The organism is Bradyrhizobium sp. LB8.2, from assembly GCF_040548035.1.
Taxonomy (GTDB): domain Bacteria; phylum Pseudomonadota; class Alphaproteobacteria; order Rhizobiales; family Xanthobacteraceae; genus Bradyrhizobium.
Genome location: NZ_JBEPQV010000061.1, coordinates 1 through 18,663 on the forward strand (window position 1 = coordinate 1; position 18,663 = coordinate 18,663).

Annotated in this window: 17 protein-coding genes and 4 pseudogenes; 19 read left to right on the forward strand and 2 right to left on the reverse strand. The window is 60.1% G+C overall.

Annotated features, from left to right (window positions below):
* The 15 genes and pseudogenes from ABIB06_RS38955 to ABIB06_RS38170 all read left to right on the forward strand — a co-directional run.
* Window positions 1-249, forward strand: a 249-nt coding sequence (locus tag ABIB06_RS38955; protein WP_502916604.1) for a hypothetical protein, incomplete at its 5' end; no start/stop codon positions are given.
* A gap of 1 nt (window position 250) precedes the next feature.
* Window positions 251-565 (forward strand): hypothetical protein, encoded by a 315-nt coding sequence (locus ABIB06_RS38960; RefSeq protein WP_502916605.1) that lies wholly within the window; start codon window positions 251-253, stop codon window positions 563-565.
* A 1,557-nt stretch (window positions 566-2,122) separates the two neighbouring features.
* On the forward strand, window positions 2,123-3,625 hold the full coding sequence (nifD, locus tag ABIB06_RS38110; protein WP_247457920.1) for a nitrogenase molybdenum-iron protein alpha chain: 1,503 nt from the start codon (window positions 2,123-2,125) through the stop codon (window positions 3,623-3,625).
* An 80-nt stretch (window positions 3,626-3,705) separates the two neighbouring features.
* Complete coding sequence (gene nifK / locus ABIB06_RS38115; protein WP_354070311.1) at window positions 3,706-5,265, forward strand: nitrogenase molybdenum-iron protein subunit beta; 1,560 nt, start codon at window positions 3,706-3,708, stop codon at window positions 5,263-5,265.
* 121 nt (window positions 5,266-5,386) lie between these two features.
* Window positions 5,387-7,030 (forward strand): nitrogenase iron-molybdenum cofactor biosynthesis protein NifE, encoded by a 1,644-nt coding sequence (gene nifE / locus ABIB06_RS38120; RefSeq protein WP_354053160.1) that lies wholly within the window; start codon window positions 5,387-5,389, stop codon window positions 7,028-7,030.
* A gap of 9 nt (window positions 7,031-7,039) precedes the next feature.
* Window positions 7,040-8,422 (forward strand): nitrogenase iron-molybdenum cofactor biosynthesis protein NifN, encoded by a 1,383-nt coding sequence (gene nifN / locus ABIB06_RS38125; protein WP_354053161.1) that lies wholly within the window; start codon window positions 7,040-7,042, stop codon window positions 8,420-8,422.
* A 22-nt stretch (window positions 8,423-8,444) separates the two neighbouring features.
* Window positions 8,445-8,840 (forward strand): nitrogen fixation protein NifX, encoded by a 396-nt coding sequence (gene nifX / locus ABIB06_RS38130; RefSeq protein WP_247457917.1) that lies wholly within the window; start codon window positions 8,445-8,447, stop codon window positions 8,838-8,840.
* Between the two features lie 10 nt (window positions 8,841-8,850).
* A pseudogene (locus tag ABIB06_RS38135) lies at window positions 8,851-9,319 on the forward strand (NifX-associated nitrogen fixation protein).
* A gap of 7 nt (window positions 9,320-9,326) precedes the next feature.
* Window positions 9,327-9,527 (forward strand): CCE_0567 family metalloprotein, encoded by a 201-nt coding sequence (locus ABIB06_RS38140; RefSeq protein WP_018457678.1) that lies wholly within the window; start codon window positions 9,327-9,329, stop codon window positions 9,525-9,527.
* Between the two features lie 13 nt (window positions 9,528-9,540).
* A complete protein-coding gene (gene fdxB / locus ABIB06_RS38145; RefSeq protein ID WP_247457916.1) occupies window positions 9,541-9,825 on the forward strand; it encodes a ferredoxin III, nif-specific in 285 nt (94 codons plus the stop codon).
* Window positions 9,826-11,005: 1,180 nt separating this feature from the next.
* Window positions 11,006-12,295: pseudogene (locus tag ABIB06_RS38150) on the forward strand (cytochrome P450).
* A 1-nt stretch (window position 12,296) separates the two neighbouring features.
* Entirely contained in the window at window positions 12,297-12,623 is a 327-nt protein-coding gene (locus ABIB06_RS38155) for a ferredoxin (protein ID WP_247457915.1), read from the forward strand.
* Window positions 12,620-13,266 (forward strand): annotated as a pseudogene (locus tag ABIB06_RS38160) (SDR family NAD(P)-dependent oxidoreductase); the annotation flags it as partial. The gene ABIB06_RS38155 and the pseudogene ABIB06_RS38160, both read left to right, overlap by 4 nt.
* A gap of 154 nt (window positions 13,267-13,420) precedes the next feature.
* Window positions 13,421-13,847, forward strand: a pseudogene (locus ABIB06_RS38165) (cytochrome P450); the annotation flags it as partial.
* A 510-nt stretch (window positions 13,848-14,357) separates the two neighbouring features.
* Window positions 14,358-14,762, forward strand: a complete 405-nt coding sequence (locus ABIB06_RS38170; RefSeq protein ID WP_247457914.1) for a hypothetical protein — start codon at window positions 14,358-14,360, stop codon at window positions 14,760-14,762.
* Between the two features lie 572 nt (window positions 14,763-15,334).
* Here the strand turns inward: ABIB06_RS38170 and ABIB06_RS38175 are convergent.
* Window positions 15,335-15,925 (reverse strand): hypothetical protein, encoded by a 591-nt coding sequence (locus tag ABIB06_RS38175; RefSeq protein ID WP_247457913.1) that lies wholly within the window; start codon window positions 15,923-15,925, stop codon window positions 15,335-15,337.
* 326 nt (window positions 15,926-16,251) lie between these two features.
* Between ABIB06_RS38175 and ABIB06_RS38180 the strand changes: the two genes are divergently transcribed.
* Genes ABIB06_RS38180 through nifT form a run of 4 tightly spaced genes read left to right on the forward strand, consistent with a single transcriptional unit; the run spans window position 16,252 to window position 18,332 of the window.
* Complete coding sequence (locus ABIB06_RS38180) at window positions 16,252-16,572, forward strand: iron-sulfur cluster assembly accessory protein (RefSeq protein ID WP_247457912.1); 321 nt, start codon at window positions 16,252-16,254, stop codon at window positions 16,570-16,572.
* Window positions 16,573-16,608: 36 nt separating this feature from the next.
* Window positions 16,609-16,902, forward strand: a complete 294-nt coding sequence (locus tag ABIB06_RS38185; RefSeq protein WP_247457911.1) for a NifU family protein — start codon at window positions 16,609-16,611, stop codon at window positions 16,900-16,902.
* 18 nt (window positions 16,903-16,920) lie between these two features.
* Window positions 16,921-18,114, forward strand: a complete 1,194-nt coding sequence (gene nifS, locus ABIB06_RS38190; RefSeq protein WP_354053162.1) for a cysteine desulfurase NifS — start codon at window positions 16,921-16,923, stop codon at window positions 18,112-18,114.
* A complete protein-coding gene (gene nifT / locus ABIB06_RS38195) occupies window positions 18,111-18,332 on the forward strand; it encodes a putative nitrogen fixation protein NifT (RefSeq protein WP_354053163.1) in 222 nt (73 codons plus the stop codon). The genes nifS and nifT overlap by 4 nt, the downstream gene beginning before the upstream one ends.
* Before the next feature lie 91 nt (window positions 18,333-18,423).
* Here nifT and ABIB06_RS38200 read toward each other — a convergent pair.
* On the reverse strand, window positions 18,424-18,663 hold a 240-nt coding region (locus tag ABIB06_RS38200), incomplete at its 5' end, for a hypothetical protein (protein WP_354053164.1).

Here is an 18,663-nt window from a genome sequence, read left to right on the forward strand (position 1 = left end):
CGCCCATTGGGCGTCAGTCAAAACGAATCGGTCCATCCCAAGCTTGAATCACAACCAAGCCCCGATGAGAATCCTGAATCCCAACAGACCCTAGGTGGTGTTGCGCCTGTTCGTTCTTATGCACATCCGGAACCTGAGCTATGGTGCTCTGGACGAGAGGAGCGCGCCGAGCTCGTCTGCCGCGATTTCTCGCGGGTGGGCGGTGGCAAGATGCCGGATGCCAAGACCATGGGCCGCGGCCGGTTCTGAGGTGCTCAAGCACATCCACGATCTGCTCGTGACGAAAGCGCAGGACAACGGCGTCATTGCAGGCGAGCGGATGCGCGTGGACACGTCCGGGGTGGAAACCAACATTCACCATTCGACCGACAGCACATTGCGGAACGGCGTGCGGGTGCAGACCGGACTGGAGGGCCTCCGCGAGGACCCCGATAGGATGTTGCCGCTGGTGCTGGAGGTGATGCGTCAAACCGGGCCCGCATCTTCCACGGCGACACTCTTGTGGAAGATGAGGTTCTCAGCGTGTTCGATCCGTCGACCGAGCAATGCCGGCAAGCCCGAATGACGTCGGCAAAATGATCAAGCTGGTAGAAGCCGAAAACCAGATCGTTGTCGACTACGAAGTCTATGCTCGGTGCCCCAGTGATTGCGATCTGTTGATCCAGGCCGTCGCAACCCACCAGGTCCAGCTGGGGACGCGCGCCGCGGGGGTGGCGACTGACTTCGGGTTCTACTCTGCCCGGAATGAGGCCGCTGCGAGAGTACGGGGTCAAGCGGGTTGCATTCCCAATCGATCGAGAAAAAAAGCCCTGAGCGCATCGCGAACAGAAGAAGCGCCGGTTCCGCGATGGCCAGAAATGGAGCACGGGATGTGAAGGAAACATCAGCGTGGCTAACCGGCGAAATGGTCTCAATCGGCCCCGATACAAGGGTGACCCCGAATGCAGCGCTGGGTCGCTTTCAGCGTGATCTCTAACAACCACGTCAACATGGGCCGGACGACGAGCAGCCGAGCCGCTCCGGTAGACCTCGCACACATCATTGCTCGCTTCAGACCCCGGCCGTCCACCCGGCGGGCTTTGCTTTGGCCCACGCCGTTGGCCAAAGGTGGAAAGCATCAATTTTGCGCCGGCAAGCAGACTAGAGTGACCTATCCGACCGGCACTATTTGCCGAAGGGAGAGATATGCGAAACTTCATCGACGACTATGAACGCATCGCGAACTGGAGGGCAGCCCTCGCTCATCGAGCCGCTCTAGCGGTGTCCGTCTTCCGGGAGGAGGGCCTCACGCTCATGAGCAGACCGGCCTCGCTGTCGCTGCACTGGGTGCCACATGCCGGCTTCCTCACCATGAAAAGCGCGGAATTGCGTCGTGGCGTCTCCAATCGAGATCCTGAAGTGAGCTGCAACGACTGCCGAGGCTTGCGCCCTTGTAGGCTCTCGCGGGTTAAGGATCGATCAGCCCGACGTGCTCTCCGCGTGATCGGGTGTCGTTACATTTGAGCGCGTGTCCCCGTGATCGACTGGAATGACAAGCGAAGCGAAAGATCGCGCGTTAGTGAAACATGCGTTCTAGCCATTTCGCTGGGCGAAAGCGCAGGTAATTGTTTGGTTTCAGACATGGCGTTAGCGGGTACGCCTGTCGGTGCCAGACAGGGTGAGGTTTATAACAATCCTCATCCTGCCGGCTATCCAGCTCTAAAGACTTAAGTTTTTGTATTCAACCACGGCTGGCACACTCGTTGCAGACCCCTGCGCGATAGACGGCTGTTAGCCCTGCATCGACATGCAGAGGGATTGGCCGCCGGATGGCACGTGAGCGAGTAAAGAAGCGGATATGACCAATCGGTGGAGGGCGGGCATGACATCACCCAGACGCATCTTGGTCAGCGATCCCGGGGCAAATCAACAGCGTCACAGACGGTGCTCGCATGCGCTCAGCCGAGATGAAATACAACATCTGATCGACCGCTGCGGCACGATTAGAAGCTGCCGAAGTTGCGACCGGTAAGACCTGCAGGAAGATTGCACGCTTTAAGCCTGAACGCCGGATCGGAAATCCGTCGGTTCACCGGAGAAGCGCCCCGTCTTGATTTGACACGACAATGGAAAGGGATTGTGTATGAGCCGAGCAACTACCGAAAGCGTGGCAGAGATCAAGGCGCGCAACAAGCAACTAATCGACGACGTGTTGAAGGTCTACCCAGAGAAGACGTCCAAAAGGCGTGCCAAGCATCTGAGTGTTCACGAGGCGGGCAAGTCGGATTGCGGCGTCAAGTCGAATATTAAGTCCATTCCGGGCGTCATGACCATCCGTGGCTGCGCCTACGCCGGCTCCAAGGGCGTGGTCTGGGGGCCGATAAAGGACATGATCCACATTAGCCACGGTCCGGTCGGCTGTGGTCAGTACTCATGGGGCTCGCGACGCAACTACTACGTCGGCACGACCGGCATCGATACGTTCGTGACACTGCAGTTCACTTCCGATTTCCAGGAAAAGGATATCGTGTTCGGCGGCGATAAAAAGGTCACCAAACTCATTGACGAGCTCCAGGAGCTATTTCCTCTCAACAGGGGCATCACCATTCAGTCCGAATGTCCGATCGGTTTGATCGGCGACGATATCGAGGCGGTCTCCAGAGAAAAATCAAAGGAATATGGCGGCAAAACCATCGTGCCTGTGCGGTGCGAGGGTTTTCGCGGGGTATCACAATCGCTCGGCCATCACATCGCGAACGACGCCGTCCGAGATTGGATCTTCGACAAGAGTGCCCCAGAGGTCAGCTCTAAATTTGAGCCGACGCCGTATGATGTCGCCATCATCGGCGATTACAACATCGGTGGCGACGCCTGGTCGTCACGGATCCTGCTGGAAGAAATGGGCCTGCGCGTCATCGCCCAGTGGTCCGGTGATGGATCTCTCGCTGAATTGGAGGCAACGCCGAAGGCGAAGCTCAACATACTACATTGCTATCGCTCGATGAACTACATCTCACGGCACATGGAGGAAAAATTCGGGATTCCCTGGTGCGAGTACAACTTCTTTGGGCCTTCCAAAATCGCTGAGTCCCTGCGCAAAATTGCAAGCTTCTTCGATAATAAGATCATGGAAGGCGCCGAGCGCGTCATTACGAAATATCAGCCGCTTGTCGATGCGGTGACCGCGAAATATCGGCCGCGGCTCGATGGCAAGACCGTAATGCTGTTCGTCGGCGGCCTACGTCCTCGCCACGTCATCGGCGCCTATGAGGACCTCGGCATGGATGTTGTCGGCACAGGCTATGAGTTCGGTCACAACGACGACTATCAGCGCACCGCCCAGCACTACGTCAAGGACGGCACGCTGATCTATGACGATGTCACCGGCTACGAATTCGAGCGCTTCGTAGAAAAGATCCGGCCCGACCTCGTTGGCTCCGGTATCAAGGAAAAATACGTCTTCCAAAAAATGGGCGTGCCGTTCCGCCAAATGCATTCCTGGGACTACTCGGGTCCTTACCACGGTTATGACGGCTTCGCGATCTTCGCTCGAGACATGGACATGGCAATCAACTCCCCGATCTGGGGGAAGACCACCGCACCTTGGAAGGACGCTCCGCGGCCGAGCCTCATGGCGGCGGAATAGGAAAGCGGACGCCCGGCCCTTTCTTCAACAGAGGAGGGGAAGGGCAGGAGAACGAACACAAGAACCTGAAGAGTGCCATGATGACACAGAACGCCGAACACATACTCGACCACTCTGAGCTTTTCCAGGGAGACGAATACCAGCAGATGCTGGCCAATAAGAGGGCGCTATTCGAGAATCCGCACGATCCCGCCGAAGTCGACCGTATCAGAGAATGGTCCAAGACGCCCGAATACCGCGAGAAGAACTTCGCCCGCGAGGCGCTAACCGTTAATCCGGCGAAGGCTTGCCAGCCGCTGGGTGCGGTGTTCGCCGCGCTCGGGTTCGAGCGCACACTGCCGTTCGTCCACGGCTCCCAGGGTTGCGTCGCGTATTATCGCAGCCACTTGTCGCGGCACTTCAAGGAGCCGACCTCGTGCGTCTCCTCGTCCATGACTGAAGACGCGGCTGTGTTCGGGGGGCTCAACAACCTGACCGACGGGCTTGCCAACAGCTACAACATGTACAAGCCGAAGATGATCGCGGTCGCCACGACTTGCATGGCGGAAGTCATTGGCGACGACCTCAACGCCTTCATCAAAACATCAAAGGAAAAAGGTTCAGTCCCCGCGGACTATGACGTGCCATTCGCTCACACTCCTGCATTCGTCGGTAGCCACATCACGGGCTACGACAACACGCTGAAGGGCATCCTCGAGCATTTCTGGGATGGTAAAGCCGGCACAGCGCCTAAACTCCAGCGCAAAGCGAACAACTGGATCAACTTCATCGGTGGCTTCGACGGCTACACTGTCGGAAACATCCGTGAGATAAAGCGGATCTTCGAGCTGATGGGGATCGGCTACACGATCCTCGCGGATAACAGCGATGTGTTCGATACCCCCACCGACGGCGAGTTCCGCATGTATGATGGGGGCACCACACTAAACGATGCCGCGAACGCAGTCCATGCGAAGGCAACCATTTCCATGCAGCAATATTGTACGGAGAAGACGTTGCCCTTCATCAAGGGGCACGACCAGGAGGTCGTCGCCTTCAATCACCCGCTGGGTGTCAGCGCTACGGACGATTTCCTGATGACGCTGTCGCGTATCACCAACAAGGCAATTCCAAATGCGCTGGAGCGGGAGCGCGGGCGTCTAGTAGACGCAATGGCTGACTCTAGCGCGCATGTTCACGGCAAGAAGTTCGCGATCTACGGCGATCCCGACCTCTGCTATGGCCTGGCCGCATTCTTGCTGGAGCTTGGCGCTGAGCCGACCCACGTGCTCTCGACCAACGGGAGTAAGGCCTGGGAGCAGAAGATGCAGGCGCTGTTCGCGACCTCGCCGTTCGGTAAAAACTGCCGCGCCTTCCCGGGCAAGGATCTCTGGCACATGCGTTCGCTCCTGTTCACAGAACCGGTCGATTTCCTGATGGGTAACACCTACGGCAAGTATCTCGAGCGTGACACTGGAACGCCGCTAATCCGCATCGGGTTTCCCATCTTCGATCGCCATCATCACCATCGCTATCCAGTGTGGGGCTATCAGGGTAGCATGAATGTGCTGGTCAAGATTCTGGACAAGATCTTTGATGAGATCGATAGAAAAACCAGCTCGGTTGGCAAGACAGACTACAGCTTCGACATCATACGCTAACGCGAGCGCCCCGCCTCATCGTCCGCAGGAACAGCGGCGCTGCGGCGGGGATCACAGGTTATCCGCCGGCCCATCCTCTTGGTCTGTGCGGATGTCTTGACATCCCCCCGAAAGACACACCATGACTTCGCTTCCCACGACCATACAGGACGTCTTTAACGAACCGGGCTGCGCCAGGAACGCGAGCAAGTCGAACTTCGAGCGCAAGAATGGATGCACCAAGCAGCTGAAGCCGGGCGGCGTCGCCGGTGGGTGTGCCTTCGATGGCGCCAAAGTCGCACTGCAGCCCTTCACCGACGTCGCCCATCTTGTGCATGGTCCAATCGCCTGTGAGGGCAATTCTTGGGACAATCGCGGTTCCGGCTCCTCCGGCTCCGATCTGTGGCGCAGAAGCTTCACCACGGACATGAGCGAGACCGACATCGTGTTCGGCGGCGAGAAGCGGCTGTACAGAGCAATCAAGGAGATCACAGAGAAATACGACCCGCAGGCCATCTTCGTCTACCAGACATGCGTGCCCGCAATGATCGGTGACGACATCGATGCGGTCTGCAAGGCGGCCTCCGCCAAATTTGGCAAACCGGTCATTCCCATCAATGCACCGGGATTTGTGGGGTCGAAGAACCTTGGCAACAAGCTCGCAGGCGAAGCACTGCTGGAGCACGTCATCGGTACCGGAGAGCCCGACTACACCACTGCGTATGACATAAACATCATCGGCGAATACAACTTGTCCGGCGAGCTCTGGCAGGTCAAGCCGCTGCTCGATGAGCTCGGAATCCGGATCCTGTCGTGCATCTCGGGGGACGGAAAGTATCGCGAGGTGGCTTATTCGCACCGAGCCAAAGCCGCGATGATGGTCTGCTCAAAGGCAATGATCAACGTCGCACGCAAGATGAGGCAGCGCTACGGCATCCCGTTTTTTGAAGGCTCGTTCTACGGTATTGAGGATTCCAGCGATTCACTACGCCAGATCGCGCGCATGCTGATCGAACGCGGCGCGCCGGCTGAGCTGATGGAACGCACGCAAGCCCTGATCACACGCGAAGAGACCAAAGCCTGGGCTGCGATTGAACGTTTCAAGCCACGCTTTGCCGCCAAGAGGGTTGTTCTCATCACCGGTGGCGTGAAATCCTGGTCGATGGTGGCCGCTTTGCAAGAGGCCGGGCTCGAGATCGTCGGCACGTCGGTGAAGAAATCGACCAGGAAGGACAAGGAACGTATCAAGGAGTTAATGAGCCAGCACGCCCACATGATCGAGGACATGTCGCCTCGCGAGATCTACAAGATGCTAAAGGACGAAAAAGCCGACATCATGCTCTCCGGCGGCAAGTCGCAATTCGTCGCACTAAAGGCGGCGATGCCGTGGCTCGATATCAACCAGGAGCGCTGTCACGCCTATATGGGCTATATCGGGATTCTCAAGCTCATGCAGGAGATCGAGAAAGCGCTCTACAATCCGATATGGGATCAGCTCCGCCAAGCCGCGCCATGGGATGAGTTCGACCGAAAGCGTCAGGCAAAGGCGGCTGCGCAGATGTATGCGCAAGCCGCTGATCCAGTTCGAGACGCGAGCAAGAACGGCGTCAATACGATAAGTCTCTCCAATGGAAATGAGGCCAGCGGTGGCGAGAGCGCGATTGCGGCGCATGGCCTGAACCTCGCAACGGCCGCCAAGCCGTGCACCAATTCCGCCGCACGGTGCGTTGCTTGTAAGGACATTCGTTCCGATCTGCAGCCCCCGACGCTGCAGGCGGCGGAGTAGGGGAACGGCATGGCGATCGTCACTACCTCGAAGAAAGCCTGTTCGGTCAATCCGCTCAAAATGAGCCAGCCGATCGGCGGCTCATTTGCCTTCCTGGGTGTGCGCGGCGCGATGCCGCTTTTGCACGGCCCGCAAGGTTGCACCTCCTTCGGGCTAACGCTGTTCGTGCGCCATTTCAATGAAGCCGTGCCGATGCAGACGACCGCCATGAGCGAGGTTGCCACCGTGCTCGGTGGCCACGAGAATCTCGAACAGGCGATCCTCAACATTTACAATCGCGTCGAGCCCGAGATCATTGGTATCAATTCGACTGGCGTCACCGAGACCAACGGCGATGACGTCGAAGCATTCATCCGGTTGATCCGACAGAAGCATCCAAAGCTCGAAAAGCTCCCCCTTGTCTACGTCTCGACCCCGGATTTCAAGGATGCCTTTCAGGATGGCTGGGGCAAGACGGTGGCGCGGATGATCGAGATTCTTGTGGCTCCCGTCGACACAGCGAGATCGCGCGATATCTCCCGCGTCAACGTGCTACCTGGATGCCACCTCACGCCCGGCGATCTCGACGAGCTTCGCACGATTTTTGAGGATTTTGGGCTCAAGCCCTCGTTCCTGCCGGACGTCGCCGGTTCGCTGGACGGTCACATCCCCGACGAATTCACGCCCACCACGATCGGGGGCATTGGAGTGGACGAGATTGCGACCATGGGGCAGGTGGCCTGGACGATCGCGATCGGCGCGCAAATGCGCCGCGCGGCCGAGGCCATGCAGGTGCGGACAGGCACGCCGTTCCGTCTGTTCGAGCGGCTCTGTGGCCTTATCCCAAATGACGAATTCATCGCCTTCCTGAGCCAGATCAGCGGCCGGTCGGTGCCCTGGAAATATCGCCGGCAGCGTGGACAACTGGCAGACGCCATGCTGGATGCACATTTCCATATCGGCGGCCGCAAGCTCGCGATCGGCGCCGAGCCGGACTTGTTATTCGATCTCTCCAGCTTGCTCCACGAGATGGGCGCACAGGTAAGTGCTGCGGTGACGACGACGAACTCTCCGGTGCTCCAGCGGGTCAGGACCGAGGACGTCCTGATCGGCGATCTGGAGGACCTTGAAGAGCTTGCCAGGTCGCGTGACTGCGACCTCTTGATGTCGCATTCACATGGTCGCCAGGCCGCTTCGCGACTCAATGTCCCGTTCTTCCGGGTAGGCTTTCCGATGTTCGATCGCCTTGGCGCTGCGCACCTCACGATCGTCGGCTATCGCGGCACGCGCAATCTGATCTTTGACATCGCCAATCTGATCATCACCGACCGCGAAGCCAACCATGGGCCGACGCCCGACACCTGGCGATCAACCTGCGGCGGCCCGCAGGTCCATCCGCCCCAGTTGCATTGAGCAGGGAGAGAAAACAACCCGGATGAAAGTTGCATTCGCCACTCAGGACTTGAAGCAGGTCGATGCCCACTTCGGCTGGGCCAAGAACATTGCGATCTACGAGGTCGGCCCCAACGGGCATCGGTTTATTGAGGCGATCCAGTTCGACGGTGACCTCACCGAAGACGGCAATGAGGATAAGCTCGCGCCGAAGATCGAGGCGATCAGGGAGTGCGCAATCCTCTATGTTGCGGCGATTGGCGGCTCGGGTGCTGCGCGAGTCGTCGCCAGGAACATCCATCCGATGAAGGTGCTGCAGCCAGAGCCCATCCACGACCTTTGCGTCAAACTCGAAACCGTGCTGAAGGGCTCGCCGCCGCCCTGGCTGCGGAAGCTGCTCACCAAAAGCCGGGAACGTACGGTGGATTTCGAAGCCTGAAGGAACAAAGATGGCTGATCCGTCTGAAGTCACTCCAGCCGCCGCCGCGGCGGAAGGGCCACTTCTGAAAGAGCTCGTCAAGATCTGGCGCGCCCAGGACACCCACGGCGCCTGGGGGGCAAAAAGGATCTCGAGCTGTTCGAACCCTACGTTCTCGACAACCGCAAACGCGGTGCGCTGCCGATCGTCGGCAATCCCGACCCGGACACGACATCGCGGCTGGAGCTGTTCCTCGACGCCGTTGTGCTCTCGGTCGAGACGGCAACCGATGTGATGATCTCGCCAATGCTGAAGATGCATCGCGAAGGGTTCGGTCGGATCGTGCTGATCGTCGGCCGGCTCGTTGTCGTGAGCAAGCAGCTGCGCGACGTGCATCGCTTTGGTTTCGACCATCTCTCTGATCTCGCCAATCAGGCGACAAATTCGTCAACAGTGGCGTTGAGATGATCCGTAAGTTCCCGGAAGTGGCGAGTTGTTGAGGCTAGTGTGAGCGATATCGAAACTCTGAAAGCGGAAATAAAGAAGCTGTCGGCCAAGGCGACCCAGGCCAAGATGGACCTCCACGATCTCTCCGAGGAGCTGCCGGTCAACTGGTCGTCGATCCTGAGCGTGGCTCAGAAGGCCCACGCTGCCTTCAGCGAGCTCGAAAGCAAGCGCCAATATCTCGAGGCGCTGGACAAAACATAGCGGACGGTTAGCCATGTCATTCAGGACCCGCGACGGTCGCAATTGGAGGCCGGACTACCTGGTTTCTATCGATCTCAACAAGTGCATCGGCTGCGGCCGCTGCTACAAGATCTGCGGCCGTGAGGTCATGACGCTGAAGGGGCTAAGCGAGGGTGGCGAGATCATCGACCTCGACGCGGACGACGATGAGCTCGAAAAGAAGGTCATGGTGCTGAAGGACGAAGGCGCTTGCATCGGCTGCAGCGCCTGCGCCCGGGTGTGCCCAACAAACTGTCAGACCCACACACTACCTGGTTGATTTAGCTTTCTCCGACGAGATCGGCGAGTGAGTTGTCAGATACAAGCTGGTAGGGAACGCCCAGATCCGACTTGTTCTAACGTGAAGCCGGCAGTTGCCGAATCGGCCGCGACCTCGCATGGGCCCCGGCGGCGAAGGCCAGCAGGATCGTGAAAACGACAATGCCGACACCGTCGTTGAAGAGTGAGTCGCTCTGCTTGTCGACCTCGAGACTTTCAGCTGCCTTTACATTTTGAGCGCACCTATGACCGCCACCGGATCGGTCAGGCTGATGAGAGCGCCAAACACCAGCGCCCAGGACAGCGGCAGCGACTAAGCAAGGAGACCAGCGGCCTGCCAGAATAGAAAGCCAACGATAAACGTCGACGTGAGCGTGGTGAAGGTGGCAAGCTCGATTACGGGTACGGCGCGGCTTACCAATTGCGAGATCGACGTGGAGCGCTCCCCCGAAGAGCAAGAATGCTAGTATCCCGTTCATGACAACCGACGTGAAGTCGATCTGGAGCACTGTCGTTGTTAGCGCTTCGAGCAGATGCTGTTCTGGCGACGAACGCAGAGATCCCGCGTTTACCTGACGCTTCTGGCTCGATTGCAAGGCTCGCGAATAGTGATGACTAACGGTGGATCAGCATACCATAAGCCCTGTGCAAAAAAGGCGGGCTTCGTGCCCCAACCCTTTATTGGGAACGCGTGTGCGCGGATCTCATCATGGCCTGGCTGCAACAGCAGTCCACTTGCCAGAGGCCGGATATATTTAAGCAACTGGAATCGGCATTCAGGAGAACTGATAAAGAAGGTGTCGCCAGTCTGGCGTCTGACGACTATCCGACACTGTTCTGTCGCCTTTGTTGGTCCGCGACACCGGCCTAGTCCGCCGAGCTCTTGTCTGGCCTCAGTTAATCCGCTGAAAAGCAATCACAATCTTTTTCTTCTGTTGGGTCGGCCAAATTGGCACGAGTTTTGACACTCCTTCGTTGCGAGCCGGGAGCCGCCGACCGACCTTCATTTCGTGGATGACACCGCGATCGATGGAACGAAGAAAGAAAATCAAAATGTCAAATCCGCATCAGACAGCATTCTATGGGAAGGGGGCCTCGGCGAAATCGCCCCGATGTACTCCGCAATTTGCCCGGGCGCCTGGCGCGCGCCGGACAGATCAGCCAGCCAACAGGTAAGCAAGATGGACGTGCAAGAAACCACGGCAGCATGCCGGACGCCTTCGCCGAACTGGCGTCGCCAGCGCGCATCCACGACCCGTGTCCGTTTATGCGGTGGTTGCGCGAGCACGATCCGGTGCATCGCGCGGCGTCGGGCCTCTTTCTGTTGAGCCGCCACGCCGACATCTACTGGGCGCTCAAGGCCACGGGCGATGCGTTTCGGGCGCCGGCGCCGGGCGAACTGGTGCGCTATTTTCCGCGTGCGGCGACCAGCCTGTCACTCAATCTGCTGGCGTCTACACTAGCGATGAAGGACCCACCGGCGCATATGCGTCTGCGCCGGCTGATCTCGCGCGATTTCACCATGCGCCAGATCGAGAACCTGCGGCCGAGCATCGCGCGCATCGTCGCAGCGCGCCCGGACGGCATGGCGCCCGCGCTGGAGCGTGGGAAGCCGGTGGACCTGCATCGGGAATTCGCGCTGGCCTTGCCCATGCTGGTCTTGGCCGAACCTGTTCGGCATGCCCCAGGACGACATGTTCGGGCTCGCCGCCGTCATCGGCCCCATTCTGAGAGGCCTGGGCCCGCACGCCAGCGACCCCCAGCTCGCCGCGGCGGACGCGGCCAGCGCCAGGGTGCAGGCCTACTTCGGCGACCTCTATACAGCGTAAGCGCACCGATCCCCGCCACGACATCGTGTCGATGCTGGTCGGCGCACACGACCACGATGCCGACACGCTGTCGGATGCGGAGTTGATCAGCATGCTTTGGGGCATGCTGCTGGGCGGCTTCTCAACCACTGCTGCGACCATCGACCATGCGGTCTTGGCGATGCTGGGGTATCCCGAACAGCGGCACTGGCTTCAGGGAGACGCCGTGGGGGTGAAGGCATTGGTCGAAGAAGTCCTGCGCCGCGATTCGCCCGTCATGTTCAGCACCACTATGCGTATCGCCCGGCGCGACATCGAATTGGGCGGCGTGGTGATCCCGAAGAACACGGACGTGCCCGTGCTGATCGCGGCCGGCAATCGCGACCCGGACGCCTTCGCCGATCCCGACCGCTTCGATCCCGCGCGGTTCTACGGCACCAGTCCTGGCATGTCGACGGACGGGAAGATCATGCTGAGCTTCGGCACGGCATCCGCTGCTGCGTCGGTGCGCAACTGGCCAGGGTGCAGTTGGCCGAGAGCCTGCCGCGGATCCAGGCGCGCTTCCCCACGCTGGCATTGGCTAAGCCGCCGACCCGGGAGCCCTCCGAGTTCCTTAGGACGTTCCGCGCGCTGCCGGTGCTGCTGCATGCGCAGGGGGGCTGAGATGCGCGTTGTGATCGACCAGGATCTGTGCGCAACCAGCGGGCAGTGCGTGCTGACGCTGCCGGGCAACTTTCGCCAGCGCGAACCGGACGGCGTGGCCGAAGTGTGCGTGGCGACGGTCCCGCAGGCGCCGCACGCGGCCGTGCGGCTCGCGGCCAACCAATGCCCAGTCGCCGCCATTCGGGTCATCGAAAGCGACGTTGGCGATGACGAGCGCGCCAGCGCCGACCCTGCGCCTTCTCCGGCGGAGGCCGAGCGGCATGCCGCGAAAGACCAGCGCAATCCAGGAGGACACGATGGCGGTTTGAAGGCAAGGTGGCCGTGGTGACCGGCGCTGGCGCCGGCATCGCCAAGGCCGCGCCCTCGCCATCGCGCGCGAGGGCGGCAGAGTGGTGGTGGCCCACATTGATGGCTCGGCGGCCATCGCCTGCACCGCGCAGATCGCGGCCGAAGCGGGCCACGCGGCTGGCCCTGGCCATGGACATCGCCGACGCGCAGTCGGTGGCAGCGCTGCTCGAGACGGCGGAGCGGCACGTCGGTGGGGTTGACCTGGTGAACAACGCGAGCGACATGCATCTGACCCCGCGCCACCGCGCGATCCTCGACCTGGACCTGGCGGTCTCGGATCAGACCATGGCGACCAATCTGCGCGGCACGCTGCTCTGCTGCCGGCAGGCCATATCGCTCGCGGCGGTGGCGCGATCGTCAACAAGTGGTCGTGCCAGGCGCTCAGCGGTGACACCGCGCAGACGTCCTACGCCGCGTCGAAGGCGGGGATGAAAATGCTGTCGGCCTCGCTCGCCACCCAGTACGGTCATGCGCAGATCCGCTGCAAGGCGATTGCGCCGGGTCTCGTCATGACCGAGCGTCTCCTCGCCATCTGGACGAGTGCATGCAACGGCATCTGCGCCGGCACCAGCTCCTGCCGCGCGTCGGCTGCCCCGAGGGACGTGGCCGCGCTGGTGGCATTCCTGCTCTACGACGATGCTGCGTTCATCACCGGCCAGGTCGTGTGCATCGACGGCGGCATGCTGGCGCATGTGCCGACGTACGCCGACGGTCGCAACAGCCGCGCCGCGCGGCCTGCAGGCACACCGCCGAAGCGGCCGCGGCGCCGCGCTGCTGATGGACATGCTGCTCAACCCGCTGGACCGTCGGCACCGGCTGCGGCACGACATCCCGCTCCGTGCGCGGCGCTTTCCCCCTGGTCGGGCATCTTCCCGCCATCGTCTGCGACCTGCCGCGCCTGCTGCGGCGCGCGGAACGGACGCTGGGCAGCCACTTCTGGCTGGAGTTCGGCCCTGCCGGACACCTGATGACCTGCGTGGATCCGGATGCGTTTGCACTGCTCCGGCACAAGGACGTGTCCTCGGCGCTGATCGAAGAGATCGCGCCCGAATTGCTTGGCGGAACGTTGGTTACCCAGGACGGCGGCGCGCACCGGCGGGCGCGCGATGCGATCAAGGCGGCGTTCCTGCCCAAGGGGCTGACCCAGGCCGGCATCGGCGATCTGTTCGTGCCCGTCATCCGGGCGCGGGTGCATGCCGGAAGGAGGTCCGCATAGACAAGAGCTGGGAGAGCCTGTTCGACGGCGACATCGGCTTGTCGATCGGCGATGGCAAGAAGATCAGCTGCAGAACGCGGTTGTGAATCATGAGGCGGAGACGTATGCCCTTCTTCGCCGGGTTTGCCCGGATTGCCAAACGTTCCGACCGGCCAAGCACTACACGACACGCCGGATCCGAACCGTCTTCTGCACCGTTGAGGTTCGCAATCCGCGATGGATGCTGTGCCGGAATGCCATCCAGGGGCGACCGAGCGACACCGGAGCTTATGGAACTGCCGGCGCGGCTAGGAAGCATGCTGCCCTACCGGCAGGCGCCGAAGGTGATGCCCGATTTCCTGCCCACTGAACCGACTGAGACGCATGCGACGGACAACGTACCATCAGGATCGGCAAGCGGCTCAACGACCAGGTCATGCAGGAAACTGGCGTGCGAGGTCCCAAACGGATGACCGATGCCAGCTTGAGATGCAGCTTCCCGGAGCTCGGCGCAAAGAGTTGGTCATCAGCATCGATACGGCGCACCTTCGTAGCGATGATCAACATTCGGCGCGAAATTGCGAGCTCGTCGTGGCCAGATGCGCCCGCGGAGGACGGGGAGAAAGGGGCAGTCGCTATTTCTTAACCGGCAGCACCGATCATCAGGCAATCCGTGATCGTGCTCTTCGCCCTCTCCAGGAAGTCGGATATCGCGGCTTTGGGGATGTGACGGTAATCTCGGACGGGGCCGAAATCCTAAAGCGGCTGCCCGGCGCCATGCCGAAACCAACGACCCACATCATCGACTGGTTTCATATTGCCATGGAGATCCAGCGCATACAGCAGATCGCCGATCGCATCGTACGATCCCGATCAGGCCCCTTTGAGCGCTTCCAACCATCGGCAGGGACATCAGAGCTGTGAAGTGGCGTCTGTGGCATGGGCGGGTCGGCAGCGCGATCCGCGACCTGGAGCAACTTCCTAGGACAGATTCAGTTGCGGCATTCTGCGTAGCTTCGGTTCGTTCTCTCAACATTGAAGACGTGCGGCCAACTCTGCTCAGCTACCGCTTGGCCGGGTCGGTTTCCATCATTCATGGGCGCAGCTCGTCGATAACTTCGGCTGGCGAGCATCGAACGCCGCGACATCTCTGCGCCACGCAGGCTGGCAAAGGCCTGGAGCATAGCGCCAAAGCCGAACCATACATCGGCGATCCGCCCTCCGAAATGTGACCGCGATCATCAACCGATGAGCATTGGATTCTCCGGATCCCTCATGGATGCAGTCAGGCGGACGGTCGCGGCCAGCCACCCCTCAGTGCAACGACAGTGCTCTTGGCCAACACACGACTAGCAGAGTGGCCGTGTGATCTCCCGAAAGGTAGGCCGATAAGTCCATGACCAGGATTTGTCAGAGCCAGTCCCGGCGAAGCGGGCGCAGTGACCCTCTCACGGCATACTCGTCGAGCTGGCGAGAGAGAGGTCTGAGGTAATGCCTCAGACGGGGCGGTTTTCGCTTCTGTTCTTCACCGGCTCCATTTTGGCCAGGCCGTCCTCGTATGAAACTTCCGTGTATGATCCACCGATGTCCTTGGCCGCGTCGAGCAGGTAGTCGAGCCTACCGGCCGCACCGAGCTTCTTGATGTCATTCTTGTCGACGCCGGCGAGGTCCATCATCTCCTTCCACACAGTTGATTCGTCGCAAGGCAGAATGCGGAAGGTGATGTCGCCTATCTTGGTGCGGTATTTCGCGAGCAGATCAATGTTGTTGCAGAACATGAAATAGCTGCCTTTGGGGCTCAGCCTGCCATCCAGAACCTTTGCGGCCTGAGGTAGATAGGCGAAGGAGTGCAGATATCCGGCAAGGACTGGGATGGTCGGTTCGCCTTCCTGCGCGATTGCAAGAACTTGTTCGATGGAATAGTCCGGCGGTCGTTTTTCGTCGGCGAGCTGGGCTTGGAACTTCAGCGCGATGTCGCCCCGAAATCCAAATCGCCCCGACTTCGTTGTCTCGGTCTTAAGCACCGCATTCAGCAATCGCCCCTCCTTGTCCAAATGGCCAAGAGCGGTTTTGTCGATCGACGTCATGGAAGGCTCCTCATCAATCTGTAGTGTACATGCAGGCCCAATGCGGCATGTCCGCCAACCTTGTGCAAGTTGTTTGCCATGCGCCTATGTCTGTAGCGACGCACAGCGTAAGCGGCGGCTCGGCGCAATGTGCATGAATACGTGCTGGCACCATCACGAGGTCTCGGCCGGATGAGGTCGGGACGCCGGAAAACCGCCTGTCTCAAAGCCGACAGGTCGCAAATCGTATGGTCGCCGCCTGCAAAACCAATCGATTTCAGCTGCATCCGGACTGGCATGGGATTTGCGAATTGTGCCTCGCGACAGAAACTGAGAGCGAGCCAGAAATGATCAACCTAACGGATAGCGCCATCAACGCACTGAAGGCCGCAATCTCCTCGACAACCCAGCCGGCAGGCGGTTTGCGGGTCATGGTCGAAGGCGGCGGTTGCCAAGGGTTCACATACAGAATGGGTCTTGCTCATGAGCCGGTCTCCGATGAACCCGTGTTCGAGCAAGACGGGATCAAAGTCTTCGTCGACAACGCGAGCCGGGCGCATCTCAACGGCACCACGATCGATTTCGTGGTGTCGCTCGAAGGATCAGGGTTCCGCTTCGATAACCCAAATGCCAAATCGAGCTGCTCCTGCGGCAAATCGTTCAGCTGAGCGGCCTTCGGACCATTCGCAAAAGGAGCATCGAACATGGGCCTGAAGGCTGAACGAACGAAGCAGTCTTCGAATGCAGAGGCTTCCGATCGCGAGCGGATTATCCGCGCCGTGCTCGATGACGTTCGGCCAAGCCTCAGGCGTGATCGTGGCGATTGTGAGCTCGTCGAAATCGAAGGCAACAAGCTCATGTTCAGGCTCACCGGCGCCTGCATGTTATGCAAGCTTGCGGGAGCGACGCTCGCGGCCATTCAGGCGCGCCAGGTCGAGCGGCTCGGCGAGTTCGTCCGCCTGATCCCGCTCCCCGGAGCTGCCAAAGTGGGGCCTTAAGTGCAGAGCGGACAATCCGTGCGGCCGATCTACCTGGATAACAACGCGACGACCCGTGCACATCCTTTGGTGGTCGCGGCAATGCTGCCGTTCTTCGCTGGGCAATTCGGCAATCCGTCGTCCGGGCATGCATTCGGCATTGAGGTTGCGCCCGCATTGAAACAAGCGCGCCGGAAGCTGCAGGCCCTCGTTGGCGCGGCATTCGATCACGAGATCGTCTTCACCTCGGGGGCAACTGAATCCGACAACACCGCGATCCTGTCCGCGCTCGCCGTGCAGGAAGGACGCGACGAGATCGTCACTACGGCCGTTGAGCATTCAGCCGTGCTGTCCCTTGCCGAGGAGCTGGGCCGACGAGGAATCAATACCCATGTCATTCCGGTCGATGCAAGCGGCCGATTGAACATCGAGGCTTATCGCAACGCATTGTCGAGGCGCACGTCAATCGCCTCGGTCATGTGGGCCAATAATGAGACCGGGACGATCTTTCCGGTGAAATCCCTCGCCAAGATGGCGCGCTCAGTCGGCGCGCTCTTTCACACCGATGCGGTCCAGGCGGTCGGGCGGATTCCGATTGACCTGAAGACTACGGACATCGACATGCTGTCGCTCTCCGGCCATAAGGTTTATGGTCCGAAGGGAATCGGCGCGCTGTATGTGCGCAAGGACATCAAATTCCGACCGCTGATCTTCGGCGGCGCACAGGAGCGGCATCGCCGCGCTGGCACCCAAAACGTTCCGGGCATTATTGGGCTCGGCAAGGCGGCGGAACTCGCTGCGGCAGGCCTCATAGAAGAGCAGATGCAGATTGGCGTGCTTCGCGACCGGCTGGAGCAAGGCATTCTCGCTCTCGGCTGTTGCATCGTGCTTGGTGATATCAATAACCGCTTGCCAAATACGTCCAACATCGCATTCGAGCATCTCGAAGCAGAGGCCATCGTCGACCACCTGAACCACAACGGAATTGCCGTCTCGCTCGGTTCAGCCTGCGCGTCCGGCTCGATGGAGCCGTCCCATGTCCTGCGCGCGATGAGAGTACCACCGGCCTTTTTGCGCGGTGCGGTTCGCTTCTCGCTGTCGCACGAGACGGCGCCGGATGAGATCGATCGTGTCCTGCAAGTCCTGGCGGACATCAATGGCAAACAGAGAGCCTTGTGGCGTGCGTGTCAGGAGCGCGCGGGTGAGAGCTCACAACTTGCGGAGCTCCTATGAAGGTCATGATTCGCCGTTCGCCCGAGACGGGGCTTTCGATTTATGTGCCCAAGAAGGATCTTGAGGAGTCGATTGTCGAATGTGAGCACGAGACGCTGTGGGGTGGTTGGATCAGAATCGCGAACGGGTGGGTGCTCGACCTACCCGCGATGGCGAGTGACACCACCCTTCCAATTACTATCAATGCCAGGAAGCGCGGCGGCGAAGCAACCGAATGATGAATGCTGCGACTCCACAGAACCTCGCCAAACCAGCGGATGCGGAAGCTGTTCTTGGCGCAGCGGTCCGGTCTTTGCGAGGAAGGCCACATCATTCCCTGGCTTTGGCTTGGCGTGATCGAAGGTTCAGCCCAACGTGCCGATGAGTCCGGAAGCGGTCGAAGCGTTCTTGGGAACCAAGATGGCGCCGACGCATGGTGCCAAACGCAATACTCGGCCTAGCATTACAGTTGTCTTTTTGATTTGACATGAGCGCGTTGAGCGGCAGCCTGATGAGCTCTGCGCCAGAAAGACCATGCGATGATGCGTGCGGGTTGAATACGCTTTCGAG